The 20,671-nt window shown below is 70.9% G+C and carries 15 protein-coding genes; 6 read left to right on the top strand and 9 right to left on the bottom strand.

Going from position 1 to position 20,671, the window contains the following annotated elements:
• Positions 1-389 precede the first annotated feature (389 nt).
• Positions 390-1,130, top strand: a complete 741-nt coding sequence (locus ABEB03_RS22665) for an HAD family hydrolase (protein WP_345652244.1) — start codon at positions 390-392, stop codon at positions 1,128-1,130.
• Positions 1,127-3,472: a glycoside hydrolase family 65 protein gene (locus tag ABEB03_RS22660; RefSeq protein WP_345652241.1), complete on the top strand. Its 2,346-nt coding sequence runs from the start codon at positions 1,127-1,129 to the stop codon at positions 3,470-3,472. Before ABEB03_RS22665 ends, ABEB03_RS22660 begins: the two co-directional genes overlap by 4 nt.
• A gap of 16 nt (positions 3,473-3,488) precedes the next feature.
• On the opposite strand, the gene ABEB03_RS22655 is transcribed toward ABEB03_RS22660, so the two are convergent.
• From ABEB03_RS22655 to ABEB03_RS22635, 5 genes are all read right to left on the bottom strand, one after another.
• The gene (locus ABEB03_RS22655; RefSeq protein WP_345652239.1) at positions 3,489-4,736 is read right to left on the bottom strand and encodes a serine hydrolase domain-containing protein; all 1,248 of its coding nucleotides are present in this window, start codon (positions 4,734-4,736) and stop codon (positions 3,489-3,491) included.
• 260 nt (positions 4,737-4,996) lie between these two features.
• Positions 4,997-6,397, bottom strand: coding sequence for a CAP domain-containing protein (locus tag ABEB03_RS22650; RefSeq protein WP_345652236.1), 1,401 nt, complete (start codon positions 6,395-6,397; stop codon positions 4,997-4,999).
• Between the two features lie 71 nt (positions 6,398-6,468).
• On the bottom strand, positions 6,469-6,795 hold the full coding sequence (locus tag ABEB03_RS22645; RefSeq protein ID WP_345652232.1) for a YkvA family protein: 327 nt from the start codon (positions 6,793-6,795) through the stop codon (positions 6,469-6,471).
• A gap of 105 nt (positions 6,796-6,900) precedes the next feature.
• The gene (locus tag ABEB03_RS22640; protein ID WP_028804164.1) at positions 6,901-7,281 is read right to left on the bottom strand and encodes a hypothetical protein; all 381 of its coding nucleotides are present in this window, start codon (positions 7,279-7,281) and stop codon (positions 6,901-6,903) included.
• Positions 7,282-7,825: 544 nt separating this feature from the next.
• Entirely contained in the window at positions 7,826-8,749 is a 924-nt protein-coding gene (locus ABEB03_RS22635; RefSeq protein ID WP_345652230.1) for a MurR/RpiR family transcriptional regulator, read from the bottom strand.
• Between the two features lie 202 nt (positions 8,750-8,951).
• Between ABEB03_RS22635 and ABEB03_RS22630 the strand changes: the two genes are divergently transcribed.
• From ABEB03_RS22630 to ABEB03_RS22620, 3 genes are all read left to right on the top strand, one after another.
• Positions 8,952-9,350, top strand: a complete 399-nt coding sequence (locus ABEB03_RS22630) for a hypothetical protein (RefSeq protein ID WP_345652228.1) — start codon at positions 8,952-8,954, stop codon at positions 9,348-9,350.
• Positions 9,347-10,180, top strand: coding sequence for a DUF1206 domain-containing protein (locus ABEB03_RS22625; RefSeq protein ID WP_345652225.1), 834 nt, complete (start codon positions 9,347-9,349; stop codon positions 10,178-10,180). The genes ABEB03_RS22630 and ABEB03_RS22625 overlap by 4 nt, the downstream gene beginning before the upstream one ends.
• Positions 10,181-10,336: 156 nt before the next feature.
• The gene (locus ABEB03_RS22620; RefSeq protein WP_345652222.1) at positions 10,337-11,485 is read left to right on the top strand and encodes a glycoside hydrolase family 88 protein; all 1,149 of its coding nucleotides are present in this window, start codon (positions 10,337-10,339) and stop codon (positions 11,483-11,485) included.
• Positions 11,486-11,550: 65 nt separating this feature from the next.
• On the opposite strand, the gene ABEB03_RS22615 is transcribed toward ABEB03_RS22620, so the two are convergent.
• From ABEB03_RS22615 to ABEB03_RS22605, 3 genes are all read right to left on the bottom strand, one after another.
• The gene (locus tag ABEB03_RS22615; RefSeq protein WP_345652219.1) at positions 11,551-12,843 is read right to left on the bottom strand and encodes a ThuA domain-containing protein; all 1,293 of its coding nucleotides are present in this window, start codon (positions 12,841-12,843) and stop codon (positions 11,551-11,553) included.
• Between the two features lie 22 nt (positions 12,844-12,865).
• Entirely contained in the window at positions 12,866-15,004 is a 2,139-nt protein-coding gene (locus ABEB03_RS22610; RefSeq protein ID WP_345652699.1) for an RICIN domain-containing protein, read from the bottom strand.
• Positions 15,005-15,117: 113 nt separating this feature from the next.
• Positions 15,118-16,494, bottom strand: coding sequence for a ricin-type beta-trefoil lectin domain protein (locus ABEB03_RS22605; RefSeq protein ID WP_345652216.1), 1,377 nt, complete (start codon positions 16,492-16,494; stop codon positions 15,118-15,120).
• 548 nt (positions 16,495-17,042) lie between these two features.
• Between ABEB03_RS22605 and ABEB03_RS22600 the strand changes: the two genes are divergently transcribed.
• Positions 17,043-18,026 carry an aldo/keto reductase gene (locus ABEB03_RS22600; RefSeq protein WP_345652213.1) on the top strand — a complete coding sequence of 328 codons (984 nt, stop codon included), beginning with the start codon at positions 17,043-17,045 and terminating at the stop codon, positions 18,024-18,026.
• Between the two features lie 160 nt (positions 18,027-18,186).
• Here the strand turns inward: ABEB03_RS22600 and ABEB03_RS22595 are convergent, their stop codons facing one another.
• A complete protein-coding gene (locus ABEB03_RS22595) occupies positions 18,187-20,574 on the bottom strand; it encodes an excinuclease ABC subunit UvrA (protein WP_345652210.1) in 2,388 nt (795 codons plus the stop codon).
• Positions 20,575-20,671 lie beyond the last annotated feature (97 nt).

The raw sequence follows: 20,671 nt of genomic DNA, 5'->3' as shown, positions 1-20,671 counted from the left end.
GGCGGATCCGGCGACCCGGTCGGTCAGGGGCATGAAGGCGGCGCGTTCCATGGCCCCAGTATCCGTGTCCGGCCGCGGACGAGAAGCGGCGGACGAGAAGCGGCGGATGGGAAGCGGCGGATGAGAAGCGGCGGACGAGAAGCGGCGGACGACGAAGGACGCGCAGCAAGGCGCACCCGCGCAGCAAGGCGCACCCACCCGCGCAGCAAGGCGCACCCGCGCAGCACAGCGCACCCGCGCGGGGCGGCGCACCCGCGCAGCACAGAGCACCCGCGCGGGGCGGCGCGCGGCCGGGCCGACCTGCCGTCCGGCGGGCACGACCCGACGAACTACCCGCGGTGTGGCGCTCGCCACCCGTTGGCCGGATGATCTCGGGGCACACTGCCCTCATGACAGAGCTCGGTCTTCCGAAAGAAATCGTGGCCTGCCTCTTCGACCTCGACGGCGTCATCACCAAGACCGCCGTCGTCCACGCCGCCGCCTGGAAGCAGACGTTCGACGCGTTCCTGCGGCAGCGCGACGGCGAGGACTTCCGCCCGTTCGACGACTCCCACGACTACGCCGAGTACGTCGACGGACTCCCGCGCGCCGACGGCGTCCGTACCTTCCTGGCCTCCCGCGGCATCCACTTGCCCGAGGGAGCGCCGGACGACCCACCGGACCGGGCCACCGTGCAGGGTCTCGGCAACCGCAAGAACGACCTGCTGCTGGAGATGATCCGCACCGGCGGCGTCGAGGCGTACGACGGCACCCTGCGCTACGTCGAGGCGGTGCGCGCGCACGGACTGCGGACCGCGGTCGTCTCCTCCAGCGCCAACTGCCGTGACATCCTGCGCTCGGTCGGCGCCGAGGACCTGTTCGACGTGCGGATCGACGGGGTCGTCGCCGCGGAGCGCGGTCTGCCCGGCAAGCCGCAGCCGGACACCTTCCTGGCCGCCGCGCGCGACCTGGGCGTCGAGGCCGCCGAGGCCGCCGTCTTCGAGGACGCGCTGGCCGGCATGGACGCGGGCCGCTCGGGTCACTTCGGGTACGTCGTCGGCGTCGACCGCGTCGGACAGGGCGCCGCCCTGCGCGCGCACGGTGCGGACACGGTCGTACAGGATCTGTCGGAACTGGGGGAGCAGGCATGATCACTCACAGTTCCTACGGCGTCGACCCCTGGGCCCTGCGCGAGAACGAGCTCCACCTGGATCTGCTGCCGCAGAGCGAGTCCGTGTTCGCCCTCTCGAACGGCCATGTCGGCTGGCGCGGCAACCTCGACGAGGGCGAACCGCACGGACTGCCGGGCTCGTACCTCAACGGCGTCCACGAGGTGCACCCGTTGCCGTACGCGGAGGCGGGATACGGCTATCCGGAGTCCGGGCAGACGGTCATCAACGTCACCAACGGCAAGGTCGTCCGGCTCCTCGTCGACGACGAACCGTTCGACCTGCGCTACGGCCGGCTGCGCTCGCACGAACGCGTCCTCGATCTGCGCACCGGGCTGCTCACCCGGACCTGCGAGTGGACCTCACCGGCCGGTTCCACGGTCCGGGTGCGGTCCGCCCGGCTCGTCTCCTTCACCCAGCGGGCGATCGCCGCCGTGGCGTACGAGGTGGAGGCCGTCGACGACCGGGTCCGTGTCGTCGTCCAGTCGGAGCTGGTGGCGAACGAGCAGTTGCCGGGGCGGGGCGGCGACCCGCGCGCCGCGATCGCCCTGGAGTCGCCGCTGAAGGCCGAGGAGCACTTCGCGGCGGACCGGCGACTGCGGCTCGTGCACCGGACGAGCGAGAGCGGACTGCGGGTCGCCGCAGCGGCCGACCACGCGGTCGTGGGACCCGACGGGACCGTCACGAGCAGCGAGAGCAGCGACGACGTCGCCCGGCTCACCGTCACCTCCGTGCTGACCCCGGGACAGCGGCTGCGCCTGGAGAAGTTCGTCTCCTACGGCTGGTCCGCCACCCGGTCGCTGCCGGCGGTGCGCGACCAGGTCGACGCGGCGCTCGCGGCCGCCGAGCACGGCGGCTGGCAGGCGCTCGCCGACGAACAGCACGCCTACCTGGACGACTTCTGGGAGCGCGCCGACGTGGAGGTCGAGGGCGACGAGGAGATCCAGCAGGCGGTGCGCTTCGCCCTCTTCCACGTCCTCCAGGCGGGCGCCCGCGCCGAACAACGCGCGATACCCGCGAAGGGGCTGACCGGCTCCGGGTACGACGGCCACGCCTTCTGGGACACCGAGACCTTCGTTCTCCCGCTGCTCACCTACACCTCTCCGGGAGCCGTCGCCGAGGCGCTCCGCTGGCGCCAGAACACCCTGCCCGCCGCGCGTGAACGGGCGACCCAACTGGGCCTGAGGGGAGCCGCCTTCCCATGGCGGACCATCGCCGGCTCGGAGGGCTCGGCCTACTGGCCGGCCGGTACCGCCGCGTTCCACGTGAACGCCGACATAGCCGACGCCGTGGTCCGCTACACCACCGTCACCGGTGACGAAGGGTTCGAACGGGACACCGGGGTCGAGCTGCTGGTCGAGACGGCACGGCTGTGGCGTTCGCTGGGACACCACGACTACCAGGGCAAGTTCCACATCGACGGGGTGACCGGGCCCGACGAGTACAGCGCGGTCGCGGACGACAACACCTACACCAACCTCATGGCCCGCGCGAACCTTCTGGCCGCCGCGGACGTGGTCGACCGCCACCCGGCGCGGGCGGCCGAACTCGGCGTCGACGAGGAGGAGAGCGCGGCCTGGCGCGACGCCGCCGACGCCATGCACGTCCCCTACAACCACGAACTCCGCGTCCACGAACAGCACGCCGGGTTCACCCGCTACCAGCGGTGGGACTTCGCGGCCACCCGGCCCGAGCAGTACCCGCTGATGCTGCACTTCCCGTACTTCGACATCTACCGCAAGCAGGTCGTCAAACAGGCCGACCTCGTTCTCGCGATGTACAAGTGCAGCCCCTACTTCGACGAGGAGCACAAGGCACGCAACTTCGCGTACTACGAGCCCCTCACCGTCCGCGACTCCTCCCTGTCCGCCTGCTGCCAGGCCGTGATCGCGGCCGAGGCCGGTCATCCGGGCCTCGCCTACGACTACTTGGTGGAGGCGGCCCTGATGGACCTGGAGGATCTGGAGCACAACACCCGTGACGGCCTGCACATCGCCTCGCTCGCCGGCACCTGGACGGCCCTGGTCGCCGGGTTCGGCGGCCTGCGCCACCACGGGGACACCCTGGAGTTCGCCCCCCGGCTGCCGGAGAGGTTCAGCCGCCTCGCGTTCTCCCTGGAACTCCTCGGCCGTCGCCTGCGCGTGGAGATAGAGCCGGACGCCGCCACGTACACGCTCGCGACCGGTGACCCGCTGGAGATCCGTCACCACCGTGAGCCGTACACCGTCGACGGCGACAAGCCCCACCGCCTCGCCATACCGGCGCCGAGACTGCGCCCCGCCCCCGACCAGCCGCCGCACCGGCGGCCCAACCGTCAGGGGTGAGGCGCGGCCCGCACGCTCAGTCGCGGGTGACGGCCGGCGCGATGTCCTCGTGCCGCTCCACCGGGGCGGCACGGCGCAGCGTCGTCCTGGCCGCGGGCTTGCCGCAGAACGCCGATTCGAGCGTACCGGCCATGGTGTTCAGCACGGCCGAGTTGTTGGAGGTGTTCGCCAGCGCGCTGACGCTGCGCTTGCCGTCCTTGGAGGTGAACGCGTACGTGTAGTAGCCCTGCACGGTGCCCGTGTGCCCGTACACGGAGACCCCGCACGACAGGTCGCGGCGGCGCAGCCCGAGTCCGTACGCCGTGGTGCTGTTGACCTGTGTCCACTTCCGCATCTGCGTCAGCGAGCCGGACGACATGAGCTTCCCGCGCAGCAGCGCGGACAGGAAGGTGTCCAGGTCGTGCGTGGTGGAGATGATCGCTCCCGCGCTCTGCGCCCAGGACGCCGTCTGATCGGTGGAGTCGACCAGGGCCGCACCGGCTTCGTCGGGGGTGAGGTAGCCGTGGGCGTGGGAACCGGGGATCGTCGTGCCGGGGTGGACGTACAGGGTGTCCGTGAGGTCGAGCGGCGCGAAGATGCGCTTCTGGTACTCCGTGCCCACGGCGTGTCCGGTGAGCTTCTCGATCAGCATGCCCGCGACGACGAAGTTGGTGTTCGAGTACGAGTAGGCCGCGCCGGGCGCGTTGGTGCGCGGTTTCTGGAGGGACAGCTTCACCAGGTCCCGGTAGCCGAACACCTTGTTGCGGACGGCCTCGAAGCCCGGGACGGTCCGGGCGAACATGTCGTTGGTGTAGTAGTACAGACCGCTGCGGTGGCTCAGCACATGGCGGACCGTGATGCGGTCGTCGGGGAGCAGGCCCGGCAGATAGGTGTTGACCGACTTGTCCAGCTTCAGCTTTCCCTCGTCCACCAGTTGGAGCAGCACGACCGCGGAGAAGGTCTTGGTGACGCTGCCGACGCGGAAGCGGTCTTTCGTGCTGATGGCCCGTCCGGTGGTCCGGTTCGCGATGCCCTCGGCGATCCGGTGCACCGTGCCGTTGTCGTCGATCCGTGCCATCGCGCCGGGTGCTCCCTGGCTGATCGCCGTGCGCAGCACCTTGCGCAGCCCCGCGTCGTCGGGCGCGGGCGACGCGTGTGCCGCAGGGGCCCGTCCCGCCGTGTGGCCGCCCGTCGGCGTCGGTGTCGCGGCCTGTGCCGGGGCTGCCAGGAGGGACACCAGGACCGCGCCCAGCGCCGTACCCGTGCCCACCGTTGCTGAGACCATCTGATTCTTCTCCCGAGTTCTCTCGCCGGTGCGGAAGCCCGGCACGAACCGCGCGCCGCGGATGCGGACGTCGGCTCCATCTCTACGCGCCGAGAGGGCGCGTGGGTTGCATTGCCCGGGGGTGAACCGGCGACGGTGAACCCGAATTGGTGAATCGCTGCCGGGTGACGGCCCGATCCGGTCCGGGTGACGGCCCGATCCGGCCGTCCCGCGGGGAGGACGCGGAACGGCTGCGTCCGGTACGTGCCGGGGTCCGGCGGTCAGCCGCCGAACAGTTGAGTCCAGTACGTGCCCGCCGGCCCGCCGCCCGCGAAGCCGACGCCTATGTGGGTGAAGTCGGGCTTGAGGATGTTGGCGCGATGGCCGGGGCTGTTCATCCAGCCGCGGACGACCTCGGCGGGGGAGCGCTGTCCGCAGGCGATGTTCTCCCCGATGGTGCGACGGGAGGAGCCCGCGGCCGCGGCCCGGTCCCAGGGCTGTCCGCCCTCGGGAGTGGTGTGGGAGTAGAAGGCGCGGGCCACCATGTCGGCGCTGTGCGCCTGGGCCGCCGTGGTGAGCGGGGCGTCGCCGGACAGCGGACGCAGTCCTGCCGCGGCCCGTTCCGCGTTGGTGAGCGTGATGACCTCACGCGTGGTGCGCTCCAGGCCCGCGGGACTGAAGGGCACTGCCCACAAGGCCGTCCAGTACGGTCCGCCGGGTCGCTGTGCGCCGACGCGGGCAAGGCCCGCCTGGCTGAAGGCCGGGTCGCACAGGGTGCGCCGGGACCGTTCGGAGGACAGGCAGTACTCCACGAACTCGGCCGGGGTGCGCGGGCCGGAGACCAGATGTTCACCGATGGTGAGGTAGGGATATCCGGCGGCTGTGACGCGCTGGTGGAGGGAGAGGCCGTCCGGGCCGTCGGCACCGAGCTGTCCGAGCGCGGCCATGGCACCGGCATGGGCGTGCGCCGCCGCCGTCAGCCGACTGTCGAGGGACACGGGCGGGGAACCGGCCGCGGCGCGGGCCGCGTTCACCGGGCCGAGAAAGCCGTGCGGGTCGGGCGCCGTCCCCGCGGGCACCCCCCGCGCCCGGGCCGCTCCGGGCGCCGCGCTGCGGACCGCGGTGCCCGGAGCGGTCGAGCGGGAGGCGCGGGGGGCCGCTCCTGTGGATGTGCCGGCCGCGGGCCGGCCGGGTGCCGTGCCGTCGTCGGTGACGTCGATTCCGAAGTCCCGTGCGATGCCCGCCAGCCCGTCGGCGTATCCCTGGCCCAGGGCGCGCAGTTTCCAACCGGTGCCGCGTCGGTAGAGCTCCGCGAGCAGCAGCACGGTCTCCCGCTCGGGGCGGGGCGGGGTGAACCGGGCGAGCGGACGGCCGTCGGCGGCGATGATGTGCAGGGTGGGCACGGGCAGCCGTCCTAGGGGTGTCGCGGGATCGGCGGGGCTGACCACCACGGTGACACGGCTCGCCCCGGGCCTCAGCGCGGCCGGATCCACGGTGAGCCGCTCGCCCGCGAGGCGGGCGCCGGGCGCGGCGGGCTGGTTGTAGAAGACGAAGTCGCCGTCGCCGCGCACCTGTCCGCTGTCGTCGGTGACGAGGGCGGACACGTCGAAGGGGCCCGGCACCCGCAGGGTCAGGGTGCCGTCCGGGAGGGGCATGTTGCCCCCGGGAACCAGCTCGCTCATGTGCCGCCCCGTCGACGTCGTGGTCCGTGGCGGCGCCGGACGCGGGCTTCGCGACGCGGGCCGTCGGACCGTCAACGGCCCGCCGGTGTGCGGGGGTTCCCGCCCCGGTCGGCGGACCGGTCTGCGGGCCGGTCGTCGGGGACGGCGCGCAGGGAGCGCAGTGCCAGCAGCAGGACGCCGATGTCGTCCAGGTAGACGGGGTCGGGGAGCAGGTCGGTGGGGAGCACCAGATAGGCGACGGCGCCCCAGAAGACCCAGCGCGACCCGGCCGGAAGGCCGGCCCGTTGCAGCCGGCGGCGGGTGCGGACGAGCCTGAGCAGCAGGGCGACCGCCACGCCGAGAGCGGCGGCGCCCAGGACCGTGACGACGAGCACCACTTTCCAGGTCGTGGAATCCATCGGTCCGTCCAGGGCTCTGGTAGGGCGGCCGGCCTCACGGCGCGGCCTTTGCCCCCTACGTGTTCCCGCCCGGGCCGAACGTACCGCCCTTGTTCACCGACGGGTTCAGCTTCGCGGGGGACTGTCCACGAGGGCCTGGGTCACCGCACGGATGCTGCGCGCGATGTGCTGGAGCTGCATGACCTCGGCGGCGTACAGCTTGATGGTGTGCTCGATGACGCCCTCGTGCAGGCCGAGGGCGGGCAGTTCCGCGCGGGCGGTCTGCAGGGCCGTCCGGGCCACCCGGATCTCGTGCTGCACCTGGAGCTGCGCGTGACGGGCCAGCAGGACGGGGTGCTTGAGCAGGACCGGGTAGCTGGCGTAGCGGGCCGGCACCAGCTCGCGCAGCCACTTCACCGCCGAGCGTTCCCAGTCGAAGCTGCCGGGGGTCTTGACCTGGCACGGCCAGTCCGAGGTGATCGGGGAGTACGTCAGGGCCATGTTCATCGCTTCCGGGTCACGTCGGCGGTAAGGGGTCGCGGGTTCTGGGGCGGCCCCGGTCTAGGGGATGGCCGGGGCCGCCACCACGGGCGCTCGCACAAGGCGGGGCCCGTTTGTACACCCGGGGCCCGATGCGGGTAGGAGCGGACGGCCCCGGGTGGTCCTGGTGCGTGAGCCGGGGTCCTCCCGGTCACGATCCGCGAGAAGTATTTATATATACCGCCGGATGCGCAAGGACATGAAAACATTCATGCGCGCTTTGATGTGAATCATCCCGTGATGCCGCGGTGACGCGCGGTGCGCGTGAGGGCGTTTTGCGTGTTTCGTCGGAGATACCGGCTCGTCGGTACGACCCGCCGTCCGCAGGACGGGCCCCGTCAGGTCCGCTTCGGCGCCGCCGGTCTCGGCCCCGGCCGGTTCCGGCGCGGTCCGTCCCGATGCGGCCGGACCCGGCCCGGGCCGACCCCGAGGCGCCGCGTCCGGCGCGGTTTCGGCGCGGCCCGATCCATCCGGCGTCTCCCGGCGATCGAGCCCGGGGGATCCCGCGGGCTCAGTCCCTGAGGAAGAACTGGTGCTGCTCGGCGACCTGCTCGTACTCCTCCAGGCGGGCCTGGGTCCGCTCCGGATCGGCGTCCGTCATGGCCTGGAGCAGCGCCGCCGACAGCACGACGGGCGCGGCGTACGAGTCGAAGACGAGCCGTGACCCGGTGCCGGTGGCGAAGGTGACGTCGGCCTCGTCGGCCAGCGGACCGAGCGCCAGGTCGGTGATCAGCGCGACCCGAAGTCCCGCGCTGTGCGCGACCCGGATGGCGGTGAGCGTCTCCTGCGCGTGCCGGGGCATCCCGAAGGCGAGCATCCACGTGCCGCCCGCCTCGCGCGACTGGAGGATCGCGTCGTAGGAGACGCTGCCCCCCCGGGTCACCAGCCGTACGTCGGGGTGGATACGGCGTGCGGCGTAGGCGAAGTACTCGGCGAGCGACACGGAGATGCGCAGCCCCAGGACCGTCAGGGGCGTCGACTCCGACAGTGCCCGGCCGAGGCGGATGATCTGGTCCGGGTCGGCGAAGTCGCGGCGCAGGTTCTCCAGGTTCTCGATCTCGGCGTCCACCGCCGCCTGGAGCTCGTTGCTCGTGACCTCCGCCGGCGTGCCCGGCGTGCTGCCGAGGGTGCTGAGCGCGATCGACTGGAGCTTCTCGCGGAGCGCGGGGTAACCGCTGAAGCCCACCGCCGCCGCGAACCGCGTCACCGAGGGCTGGCTGACACCCACCCGCTCGGCCAGGTCGGTGATCGACAGGAACGCCGCCTCGGTGATGTTCTCGATCAGGTACTGGGCGATGCGCCGCTGGCCCGGCGAGAGCCGCGGCCCGTCGAACAGCTCCCTGAGCTGGGACGTGGGTGCCGCGCCCGCCTCCGGGGCGGTCTTTCCCGAGGTGATCGCTGACGCCTGTGCACGTGCCTGCTGCGGCGATGGCACCGGTGCGCCTCCTTCTTGTCCCACAAGAACTCAACATAGCTCACGAACCGTGCTGACCTGGGCGTGTATCGGCGCATGCGATGCGTGCGGTTTCCGTTTCACCGGCACTCGCGGGGTACCCGCTTCACCATCACGACGTGCCGGTTCATCGCCGCGCGCGAGGCGCACGTCCGGTGCGTCGACGCGACGGGAGAGGGTTTTCATGAGCGTGCAACAGATGCCCGCGTCCATGGTCCACGTGATGCTCGGCGACTGCTCGGCGGCCGATGCCCGGAGCGTTCTCGCGGTCCTTTCCGACGCCTTCGAGGCCGACCGGGAGGCCGGGGACGAGCCCCGGGAGTCCGGTGCGGGCCGCCCGACGGTGTGGACGGCGGATTTCGACGCCTCCGGTGTTCCGTCGGGACGCGGCATGCCTGCCGCGGAACTTTCGGGGCAACCGACGGTCGAGGCACAGGGCGGCCCCTGCGAGGTGCGGCACCTGCGCGAGGCCCTCGGTGACGCATTCACCGTGCACGAGTTGGGCGTGGAAGCCGGAGACCAGGAGGTACAGATGAAACTGCGGCTGGAATCGGGTGCTGCGCACGAGACGCGACCGGTGTGAACGCCGGGGCGGTGGCCCGTGACGGCGGGCTCCGTGCCCGCCGCGCGGCGACGGGATCGGTACGGGAGACGGCCGCGAGGGCGGGGCTGGTGGCCCGCGGGGTGATCTACGCCCTGGTCGGCGTACTGGCCCTGCGGATCGCGTTCGGCGACGGCGGGCGACAGGCGGACCGGGGCGGTGCACTGGAGGAGATCGCCTCGAAGCCCTTCGGGGCCGCGCTGCTGTGGGCGCTGGGCATCGGTGTCGTCGGCATGGCGCTGTGGCGGCTGTCCGAGGCCGTCTTCGGCGCGGCCGGTCAGGACGGCGGCAAGGCGGGCAAGCGGCTCATGTCGGCCGCGCGCTGCGTGTTCTACGCGTTCGTCGCCTACTCCGTGCTCCGGTTCGCCGCGGGTTCGGGCGGTGGCGGTTCGAGCGACAAGCAGTCCCGCGACGTCACGGCCCAGGTGCTCAAGATGCCGGGCGGCCAGTGGCTCGTGGCCGTCGCCGGCGCGGGGCTCGCCGTGGCGGGTGTGTGGATCGCCGCTCGGGCCGTCCTGCGCAAGTACCACAAGCATCTGAAGCTCGGCGAGATGTCGCGCCGCGCGCGCCGGGCGGTCGACACGGCGGGAGTCGGTGGCGGGACGGCGCGCGGCGTGGTGTTCGCCGCGGCCGGGGCCTTCGCGGTGCGGGCCGCCGTCGACTACGACCCGGACAAGGCCAAGGGGCTGGACGACACGCTGCGTTCGTTCGCCGACGCCCCGATGGGGCCGGTACTGCTGGCCTGCGTCGCTGCCGGCCTCGTCCTGTTCGGGGTGTTCTCCTGGGCGCTGGCCCGCTGGCGCAAGGTGTGACCGAACGACCGGCGGGCCACACGCGTCGTTCTGCATCATGAACTCCATGCGGGCGTGTGAACACCCGCCAGTTCGCGACAACTTGACGATGCGCCATGGACAGTGCGGGAGAGGGGAGTTGAGGATGAGAATTCCCCATCCGTAGGAGTTGTTCATATGCATAGACGACGCCTGCTCTCCGGCGCTGCCGCGCTCACCGCCGCGGCCGCCCTCACCCCCACACTGCCGGGCACCGCACGGGCCGCCGCCCGTGCGGTGCCCCCGGACGTTCCGCCGCGGGCCGAGATCACGGCCGTCCTGCGGCGCGTGGCCGACCATTGGATCGGCGCGCACACCGACCCCGGCGACAACGGCTGGGCCAACGCCACCTTCTTCAGCGGACTCCTCGCCCTCCAGCGGCTGACGGGCAGCGCCGGCTACCTCGCCTACGCCCGCGGCTGGGCGGAGAAGCACGCCTACGGCCTCAACGGCGGAGTGACCACCCGGCACGCCGACAACCACTGCGCCGGGCAGGCCTACCTCGACCTCTACGAGCGGGAACCCGAGGAAGAGAAGCTCACCGCGATCGAGACCTCCCTGCACCGCATGATCTACGAGGACCAGCCGGACAAGAACGACGACTGGTGGTGGGACGACGCCCTCCACATGGCGATGCCTCCCTTCGCCCGCATCGGCGTCCTGCGCGGAGACCCCGGGTACGGGGAGAAGCTGTACGCCCTCTACGACCACACCAAGCGCGCCGAGGGCGGCCCCGGCCTGTACGACGCCGCGACCGGCCTGTGGTACCGCGACAAGCGGTTCCTCCCCGGAGGGATCACGTCGCCGGCGGGCAGGCCGGTCCTGTGGTCCCGCGGCAACGGCTGGGTGGCGGGCGGACACGCCAAGACCCTCAGGGCACTTCCGCGCGGCGCGCGGCACACCGCCGAGTACCGCGACACGCTGGTACGGCTGGTGAAGGCCGTCGCCGCCGTGCAGCGTGCGGACGGCTTCTGGAACGTCAACCTCGCCGACGACACCCATCTGCCCGGCCCGGAGACCAGCGGCACCTCCTTCTTCCTGTACGGCACGGCCTACGCGATCGGCGCGGGTCTGGTCGGCCGGGACACCCACCTCCCGGTGGCGGTCCGGGCGTGGAACGGCCTCGTCACCACCGCCGTGCACCCCGACGGCTTCCTCGGCCACGTCCAGAACGTCGGCGACCGCCCGGAGTCCAGCCAGCCCGTCACCTACGACAGCACCGCGAACTTCGGCGTCGGCGCGTTCCTGCTCGCGGGCACCGAACTCGCCCGTCTCGCCCGTTCCTGACTCCGCCCGCACGGGCAGGTGCCCCCGCGGCGCGCAGGCCGCGGGGGCACCTTCGGACAGTTCGGTCAGGGCTGCGCGGTGAGCGTGAAACTCTGCGCCGGGGAACCGTCGCAAGCGCGCTGGGTGAGCTGCACGCCGTTCGCTCCGGAGCCGGCCGCGCTCAGGCACTTGCCGCTGTGCCGGGCCGTGAAGTGGTAGCGCCCGCCGCTCTCCCGTACGGGCTGCCACTGCTGGTTCTGGCCGTTCGACCAACTCCACAGTTGGAGCGGCGCGTTGTCCGCGGTCGAACGGTCGGTCACGTCGACGACCTGCTGCGGATTGCCCCGGACGGCGATCCGCGAGAAGCCGCCGTCCGTCGAGCGGAACTGGAACTGCTGCGTCTGGGTGCCGTTGCAGGCGTACTGCTGGATCGGTGTCCCGTTCGCCGTGGCGGCCGAACGGGCGTCCACACACGTGCCGTTGGCGGCACTGGTCAGTGTGTACCAGGACGTCTCCGAGATCGGGTCCGCCGGTGGCACCGTGCCGTCGGCCCCGCCCAGCCACTTCAGGCCGTCCAGCAGGAACCGGTTCTGTGTCGCGCTCGCGAACGTGGACGACAGCGTGGTGTTCGTCGCGTAGTCCATGGCGTTGTGGCCGAAGTTCGCGTACAGCATGCGGTACTTCGTATTGGTCCACAGGATCGGGTAGTAGCCGCTGTACCAGGTCTGGTTCGGGTCGGTGCCTAGCGGGAAGCTGCTGGGGTCGATGGAGGCGAGGATCTTGATGTCGGGGTTCTGCCGCAGGTCGTTCGACCAGCTGTACCACTCGCTGACCGACGAGGTGAAGGTCGCGGGCAGGTTCTTGGTGGCGGCGTGCGTGCGGTCCTCGACCTTCAGGACGGCCGTGGTCGGGCCCCAGGTGTTGGACCTGAAGTTGCCGCTGCCGAGGAACTGGTTGTGGTACCAGGGCCAGCTCTGCGCGTCGGTGGTGAAGGCGGAGACGTGGAAGCCCATCCAGGCGCCGCCCCCGCGCATGTACTGCTCGAAGCCGGCCCGCTGAGCGGCGGTCTGTGGCAGGTCGTCGAGGAACAGCACCACTTGGTAGGCGTTCACGCCTCCGTCGGCGAGCAGGTTCCAGTTGTTGCTGGCCGTGTAGGTGAAGCCGTTCTGCGCGGCCTGCTGCGGGAACCACTCGTTGGCCTCGTGGACGAAGCTGATGTGCGCCGCGTCCCAGGTCCCGTTGTAGAGAGCGAGCACCTTGAACGGCGCGGCCGCGGTGCCCGCGTGTGCGGCGGGAGGAGCGGCGAGGCCGAGCAGCGTCGCCAGCAGGAGGAGGACCCGCAGGGCCGCGCGTGCCGGCCCGGATCTGCTGATGCGCATCGGACGGTCCTTTCCGTACGCGTCAGGGGTAGCTGACGAGGTTGGCGACATTGGTGGCGGAGTTCGACGGTCCGCCGCGGTCGTTGACGACGTGCCGGATCGTCCCGGTGCCGCCCAGGGACACGGTCACCATGTCCTTGAAGCGGACGTTCGCGTTGTTGGGCGCCTCTATGGCGTGTTCGGCGGCGACGGAGGAGTTGACGTTGAAGTAGCAGTAGCTGCCGAAGCCGTACACCTGGTGGCTCGTCACCGAGTTCGCGACCTTGTAGGCGGCGTAGCCCTGCGTCGAACCGTTCATCCAGGCCGCCTGGTTGGGCGGGTCGTAGGGCATCTCGTTCTGGTAGAAGTACGTCCGCCCGCCGTTGCCGTTCCAGATGGTCTGGTGCTTCTGGTAGTGCTCGACGAACAGGCCGTACATGGTGACGTCGTCGCCGTTGACGACGAGCCCCGTGTCCGCGGTGTTGCTGGTCCAGCCGACGCCGCTGCCGTGGTCGGCGCGCCACAGCCACAGGTGGTCGCCGATGACGTCGTCGCTGTTGACGGTCAGGCTCGTGGTCGCCCTGCCGACGCCCGCGCCGCCGATCCGGAAGAACACGTCGTGCAGCGAGCTGGGGTCGCCACTGTGGTCGGCGGAGGAGCCGCTCGGTCCCATCTCCAGCAGCTGCGCCGAGTTGGTGGTCCCCGCGTCGATCAGCAGTCCCGCCAGCTGTACGCCGTCGACGTCGGCGACGGTCATCGCGGTGATGCCGTTGTCCGGGATGAGCGTGGCCAGGCCGAGGCCCAGCACGACGGTGTCGGCGCGGGTCACCCGCAGCGTCTGGTCGAGGTGGTAGACACCCGGCGTCACCAGCAGGTTCTTGCCCTGGGCGAGCGCGTCGTTCATCTGCGCGGCCGTCGCGCCCGGCTTCACGACGAAGAAGTCGGACAGGGGCAGGGATGTACCCGCCGGTGTGCCGCCGCTCCACGTGGTGCCGGAGGAATCGGTGCGCACGGACGGCACGAACACCTTCCAGGCGCCGGCCGTGTCGACGTACAGGAACGGCTTCTCACGGGAGACCGGTGTCTGCGACACCGTGGTGTAGGGCGGGTTGGGGAAGCTGTTGGCGGGAGCGTTCCTCGCCCCGACGAAGACCATGTTCCAGTTGGAGCCGGTCCAGTTCGACCACTCGGTGTTCCGCGACAGCCACTGCTGCTGCGAACCGGAGTTGACCTGGCCGTCGATCTTCGTGTCGGCCATGTATCCGCCGCTGGACCAGCCGCCGTCGTCCAGCGCGAGGTTGCCGCGCAGATGCATCCGCCGGTACGGCGCCGCCTGCGACACCGCCCAGCGGTCGGAGCCGTTCGTCGGGGTCACCGACAGGTTCTCCGCCGAACGCCAGAAGTTCTGGGTCGCGTTGCCCTGGAACCAGTCCGCCTCCGCGTGCACCGCACCACGGACGGTGACGTCGTCCGGGGAGAGACCGAGGCCCGCGACCTGGGTGTAGAAGCCGACGTTGGCGTTGGCGTCGTAGGTGCCCGGCTTGAAGAGGAAGGCCTTGCGCGCGGTGCCGAACTGGTTGGTCTCCTGCTGGGCGAAGGCCGCGTTCAGGCTGCTCTGTACGGTGGCGGTCGGCGTCGAGGGGTCGAAGACCGTGACGTTGGGGCCGAGGTCGGGGGTCCCGGGCGGCGGCGTCGCGTCGACCGCGTCGACGCGGAAGGACTGGGCCGCCGTGCCGTTGCAGGTGTACTGCTGGAGCTGCACGCTGTCCGCGGCGGAGGCGCCCGGGACGTCGAGGCACTTCCCGCTGTTGCGGTTCACGAAGTGGTAGGTCCCGCCGTCCTCGGCCACGGCCTGCCACTGCTGGTTGAGACCGCCGCTGTACGTCCACAGCTGGACGAGGGCGCTGTCGGCCGTCGAGACGTCGGTGACGTCCCAGGTCCTGGTGCTGTCGGCACGGTTGCCGACCTGGCTGTAGCCGCCCGAGGTGGCGGTGACGCGCCACTGCTGGGCCTGGCTGCCGTTGCACGCGTACTGCTGGACCGCGGTGCCGTTCGCCGTCCCGGCGGCACGCGCGTCGACGCACTTGCCGCTCGCGGCGCTGACCACGGTGGCCCATCCGGTGGGCAGCGCCGCGGCCCGGGCGGTCGCCTCGCCCGGCGCGGCGACCGCCACGCCGGACACCGTCGTCGCCAGGAGGGCGAAGACGGACAGCACCTTCGCCGTACGGTGACGGCCGGAGTGTCTGCTGGATCTGGACACGGGTGTTCTCCTGCACTGGTGGGGGGTGGGGAAGGTCAGCCGGTGTACTGGGCGAACACGCGCGTGTAGTCCCAGTTCTGCTGGCTCACTCCGGAGCAGCTGTCGGCGACGCCGCCCGTGCAGGGCCGGTCGCGGTTGACGGACCAGAAGGTCAGTCGGGCCAGGTGGTGCTGCTGCGCGTAGCCGAGGATGGTGCGGAAGTCGGCCACGGTCACGGTCTCGTTCTGGTCGGTGACACCGTTCATGGAAGAGATGCCCATGCCGCGGTACGCCTGGTCGTCGCTGTAGCCGTACGCGTTCTTGAGCGCTGTCTTCAGGCCCTCCGCGGCTCGGGTGGTGAGCGTCCCCATGTTCTGGCCCGCTCCGCCGAAGTCGAACGGCATGATGGTCCAGCTGTCCACGGACAGACCGGAGTTGGCCGCGCGGTTGATCAGGCTCGTGTCGGGCCCGCTCTGGCCGGTGCCTATGGTGACGTACACCTTGAGGCCCGGATTGCTCGCCTTGACGGACTTGAGGGCGTCCACCGTGCGCTGCTGGACCGTCGGGTTGCTGTAGGCGTCGGCCTCGATGTCGATGTCGATCGCCTTCAGGCCGTAGGCGTTGATGACCTTCTGGTACGCGGCCGCGAGCTCCCCGGCGCTGGAGCACGAACTCTCCAGCTTGTTCCCGCTGTAGCCGCCGAAGGACGGGATGACGTCGCCGCCGTTCGCCCGCACCGTGTTCACGGTCTGCTGGTCGACGCCGCCGGTGAGCGGACGGCTCCCGTCCCACTGCGGGTTGCAGTAGCCGTTGCTGAGCACGAAGGCGAGGGTGAACCACTTGACGCCGGTGGCGTTCATGACGGTGGTGGGGCTCGGCGGGTTGCCCCAGCCGTTGTACAGGTACGGGGCGACGGCCATCGGCGCGGTGGGAGCGGGGCCGCCGTCGGTGGGGGCGTTCCACTTCTGGTTGGCGGCGCCGGTACAGGTCCACAGCTGCACCGGTGTTGCGTTGGCCGAAGTGTTGCCGGTGACGTCGGCGCACTTGTCGGCCTGCGGATTGACGAGGTCGTGGGCCGCGGAGACGGTCCACCTCTGGTTCGCGCCGCCCGTGCAGTCCCACAGCTGCAGCCTGGCGCCGTTGGCGGTCGAATTGCCGGTGACGTCAAGGCACTTGCCGAGCGCGCGGACGGTGCCGTCGGAGCCCACGGTCCACTGCTGGGCGGCGGTGCCGTTGCAGTCGTAGAGCTGTACGGCGGTGCCGTTGGCGGAGTTCGCCCCGGCCACGTCGAGGCACTTGCCGCCCAGGCCGGTGATGGTGCCGGTGGCGGCGGAGGCGGGTGCCGCGCTCAGGGCGCCGGCCGAGAGCGCGAGGGCTGCGGTGGTGAGGGTGGTGCGCAGCGCGGTGGAGCGCAGGAGGGATCGTCTGGCCATCAGCGGGATCACAGCCCTTCACGGGTGGCGGTGGGGGGAGTACGGGCATGCGTACGCGGATGCGCACGCATGCCCGTGGGCGCGCGGAGAGGCGCGAGCGTTCATGTTCTTGAACGTGGGGCGTATTCATGGAGCGCTGGTGATCGGTGAACCTAAAGGTCTGAACCAGACACGTCAAGACATGAAGCAGAAACACTCTTCAATTCCTGAACTTGCGCAAGGAGTTGAAGAACGGTGTCGCCGCGGCGCGCCTCCGGCTCGGGCGAACGACCTGCTCGGCGGGTCACACTCGTGGGTCCGGGCGAACGGTGAAAGGGGCGGGCCGGTGAAGGGGGAGACGCCATTCATTTCTTGAACACCGGTCAGAGACCGTCCGCCGGTCAGTCGTTGACACGATTCAGCCGCCTGCCCGGGCGCTGCGCGAAGGTCGGGGGCGAGGCGGGGCGGCCGGCTTCGCGGACGCACAGGCTCCCTCCCGCACCGGCGCGCGGACGCGCTGACCGGGTGGGTGCTCCGGCGTCCCAGGAACGAGGTGTCAGACTGACGGCATGGAAGAGCGCGAATTCGGCAGGTCGGGTCAGCATGCTTCGGTCATCGGCCTCGGCACGTGGCAGCTGGGGGCCGACTGGGGCGAGGTGAGTGAACGGGACGCCCTGGCCGTGCTGGAGGCGGCGGCCGAGTCGGGCGTCACCTTCTTCGACACGGCCGACGTGTACGGCGACGGGCGGAGCGAGGAGATCATCGCCACGTTCGTGCAGAGCAGGCCCGACCTCCATGTGGAGATCGCGACGAAGATGGGCCGCCGCGTCGAACAGATCCCGGAGAACTACGTCCTCGACAACTTCCGTGCGTGGAACGACCGTTCCCGGCGCAACCTGGGCGTCGACCGCCTCGACCTGGTGCAGCTGCACTGCCCGCCGACCCCCGTCTACTCCTCCGACGCGGTGTACGACGCACTCGACACCCTCGTCGAGGAGGAGCGCGTCGCCGCGTACGGCGTGAGCGTCGAGACGTGCGAGGAGGCGCTGACGGCGATCGCCCGCCCGAACGTGGCGAGCGTCCAGATCATCCTCAACCCGTTCCGCATGAAGCCCCTGCGGCAGGTGCTCCCGGCGGCACGCGAGGCGGGCGTCGGCATCATCGCGCGGGTACCGCTGGCCTCCGGCCTGCTGTCCGGCAAGTACACCAAGGACACGGTGTTCGCCGCGGACGACCACCGGACGTACAACCGCCAGGGGGAGGCCTTCGACCAGGGCGAGACGTTCTCCGGCGTCGACTTCGTGACCGGCGTGGAGGCGGCGGCCGAGTTCTCCGCGCTCGCCCCGGAGGGCTTCACGCCCGCTCAGCTGGCGCTGCGCTGGATCATCCAGCAGCCCGGCGTGACCACCGTGATCCCGGGCGCCCGGTCACCCGAGCAGGCCCGTGCGAACGCGGCGGCCGCGAAGCTCCCGGAGCTGACCGCCGAGACGCTGGAGGCGATCGACGACCTCTACCAGCGGCGGATCAAGGACCAGGTGGAGAGCCGCTGGTAGCGGCGCCGCCGACCCGGCGATCGGAGAGGACGGGCCGGGTGCGCGGTACTCGTCGTGATCCGGTGGGACGGGCCGAGCGGTCGGGACCCGGCTCGCCCCGGTCCGGAGGGACGAGCCGGGCGGCCCGGAACTCGTCCCACCGTGTCCGCCGGTGCCCCGCTCAGCTGCCGACGTAGGCCGCGAGGTGCTCACCCGTGACGGTGGAGCGCGTGGCGACCAGGTCGGCGGGCGTGCCCTCGAAGACGACCTGCCCGCCGTCGTGGCCCGCGCCCGGGCCGAGGTCGATGATCCAGTCGGCATGGGCCATGACCGCCTGGTGGTGCTCGATCACGATGACCGACTTGCCGGAGTCGACGAGCCGGTCGAGCAGACCGAGGAGCTGCTCGACGTCGGCGAGGTGCAGACCGGTGGTCGGCTCGTCGAGGACGTAGACGCCTCCCTTGTCCGCCATGTGCGTGGCCAGCTTGAGCCGCTGCCGCTCGCCGCCGGACAGGGTGGTCAGCGGCTGGCCGATGGTGAGGTAGCCGAGCCCCACGTCGACGAGCCGTTCCAGGATGCGGTGCGCGGCCGGAGTGTGGCCCTCACCGCTGCCGAAGAACTCCTCGGCCTCGGTCACCGACATCGCCAGCACCTCGCTGATGTCGCGGCCACCGAGGTGGTAGTCCAGCACCGAGGCGTCGAACCGCTTGCCCTCGCAGTCCTCGCACGTGGTCGCGACGCCGGCCATCATCGCCAGATCCGTGTAGATGACGCCCGCGCCGTTGCAGGTCGGGCAGGCGCCCTCGGAGTTGGCGCTGAACAGGGCCGGCTTCACGCCGTTGGCCTTCGCGAACGCCTTGCGGATCGGGTCGAGCAGCCCGGTGTACGTCGCGGGGTTGCTGCGCCGTGAGCCGCGGATCGGGCTCTGGTCGACCGACACCACACCCGCTTCGGCCGGGATCGAACCGTGCACGAGCGAGCTCTTGCCGGATCCGGCGACACCCGTGATGACGGCGAGCACCCCGAGCGGGATGTCGACGTCGACGTCGCGCAGGTTGTTCGTGCTCGCGCCACGGACGCCCAGCTTGCCGGAGGGTGTCCGCACCGTCTCCTTGAGGGCGGCCCGGTCGTCGAAGTGCCGGCCGGTGATGGTTCCGCCGGACCGCAGCCCCTCGACGCTGCCCTCGAAGCAGACGCTGCCGCCCGCCGCCCCGGCGCCGGGGCCGAGGTCGACGATGTGGTCGGCGATCGCGATGACCTCCGGCTTGTGCTCCACGACGAGCACGGTGTTGCCCTTGTCCCGCAGCCGGAGCAGCAGATCGTTCATCCGCTGGATGTCGTGGGGGTGCAGGCCCGCGGTGGGCTCGTCGAACACGTATGTGACGTCGGTGAGCGAGGAGCCGAGGTGGCGGATCATCTTGACGCGCTGCGCCTCACCTCCCGACAGGGTGCCCGCCGGCCGGTCGAGCGAGAGATAGCCGAGCCCGATCTCCACGAACGAGTCGAGGGTCTGCCCGAGCGCGGTGAGCAGCGGCGCCACCGACGGCTCCTCCAGCGCGCGGACCCATTCGGCGAGGTCCCTGATCTCCATCGCGCATGCGTCGGCGATGCTGATCTTCTTGATCTTCGACGCCCGGGCCCCCTCACTGAGGCGGGTGCCGTCGCACTCGGGGCAGGTGGTGAAGGTGACAGCCCGGTCCACGAAGGCCCGGATGTGCGGCTGCATCGACTCCTGGTCCTTGGAGAGCATCGACTTCTGGATGCGCGGGATCAGACCCTCGTAGGTCATGTTGATGCCCGCGATCTTCATCCGGGTGGCCTCGTGGTGGAGGAAGTCGTGCAGCTCCTTCTTGGTGTACTTGCTGATCGGCTTGTCCGGGTCGACGAAGCCCGACTCGCTGTAGAGCCGGTAGTTCCAGCCGCCCGCCGTGTAGCCGGGGATGGTGAGCGCGCCCTCGTTGAGCGACTTGGAGTCGTCGTAGAGCTGGGTCAGGTCGAGGTCGGTGACCGAACCCCGCCCCTCGCAGCGCGTGCACATGCCTCCGGTGCGGGTGAAGGTCGCCTTCACGGCCTTCTTCGCACCGCGCTCCACGGTGATCGCACCGCTCGCCCGGACCGAGGGGACGTTGAAGGCGTACGCGCTGGGCGGCCCGATGTGCGGCCTGCCGAGCCGGCTGAAGAGGATGCGCAGCATCGCGTTGGCGTCGGTGGCGGTGCCGACCGTGGAGCGCGGGTCGCCGCCCATCCGCTGCTGGTCCACGGTGATCGCCGTGGTCAGACCGTCGAGGACGTCGACCTCGGGCCGTGCGAGGTTGGGCATGAAGCCCTGCACGAAGGCGCTGTAGGTCTCGTTGATCAGCCGCTGCGACTCGGCGGCGATCGTGTTGAACACCAGCGAGCTCTTGCCCGAGCCGGAGACGCCGGTGAACACCGTCAGCCGGCGCTTCGGGATCTCGATGCTGACGTCCTTGAGGTTGTTCTCGCGCGCGCCGTGCACACGGATCACGTCGTGGCTGTCGGCGTTGTGCTGGGCAGGCGACGTCGTGTCCGTCCGCGTGGCCTTGCTCATGGTGTCTCCATCTGTTGGGCGGAGCCGCCTGCGCGGTCTCCGTCGGCGTCGCCCGGCTCGATCCGACCCTCTTCGAGCAGCACGTCCGGTCGTCCTC

It is taken from the genome of Streptomyces siamensis (genome assembly GCF_039543605.1).
GTDB classification, from domain to species: Bacteria; Actinomycetota; Actinomycetes; order Streptomycetales; family Streptomycetaceae; genus Streptomyces; species Streptomyces siamensis.
This window is presented reverse-complemented; position numbering and strand designations above follow the sequence as displayed.

Coding starts and splice junctions, on each gene's coding strand:
- ABEB03_RS22665 (WP_345652244.1), top strand. CDS start 390: ATGACAGAGCTCGGTCTTCCGAAAGAAATCGTGGCCTGCCTCTTCGAC.
- ABEB03_RS22660 (WP_345652241.1), top strand. CDS start 1,127: ATGATCACTCACAGTTCCTACGGCGTCGACCCCTGGGCCCTGCGCGAG.
- ABEB03_RS22655 (WP_345652239.1), bottom strand. CDS start 4,736: ATGGTCTCAGCAACGGTGGGCACGGGTACGGCGCTGGGCGCGGTCCTG.
- ABEB03_RS22650 (WP_345652236.1), bottom strand. CDS start 6,397: ATGAGCGAGCTGGTTCCCGGGGGCAACATGCCCCTCCCGGACGGCACC.
- ABEB03_RS22645 (WP_345652232.1), bottom strand. CDS start 6,795: ATGGATTCCACGACCTGGAAAGTGGTGCTCGTCGTCACGGTCCTGGGC.
- ABEB03_RS22640 (WP_028804164.1), bottom strand. CDS start 7,281: ATGAACATGGCCCTGACGTACTCCCCGATCACCTCGGACTGGCCGTGC.
- ABEB03_RS22630 (WP_345652228.1), top strand. CDS start 8,952: ATGAGCGTGCAACAGATGCCCGCGTCCATGGTCCACGTGATGCTCGGC.
- ABEB03_RS22620 (WP_345652222.1), top strand. CDS start 10,337: ATGCATAGACGACGCCTGCTCTCCGGCGCTGCCGCGCTCACCGCCGCG.
- ABEB03_RS22615 (WP_345652219.1), bottom strand. CDS start 12,843: ATGCGCATCAGCAGATCCGGGCCGGCACGCGCGGCCCTGCGGGTCCTC.
- ABEB03_RS22605 (WP_345652216.1), bottom strand. CDS start 16,494: ATGGCCAGACGATCCCTCCTGCGCTCCACCGCGCTGCGCACCACCCTC.
- ABEB03_RS22600 (WP_345652213.1), top strand. CDS start 17,043: ATGGAAGAGCGCGAATTCGGCAGGTCGGGTCAGCATGCTTCGGTCATC.
- ABEB03_RS22595 (WP_345652210.1), bottom strand. CDS start 20,574: ATGAGCAAGGCCACGCGGACGGACACGACGTCGCCTGCCCAGCACAAC.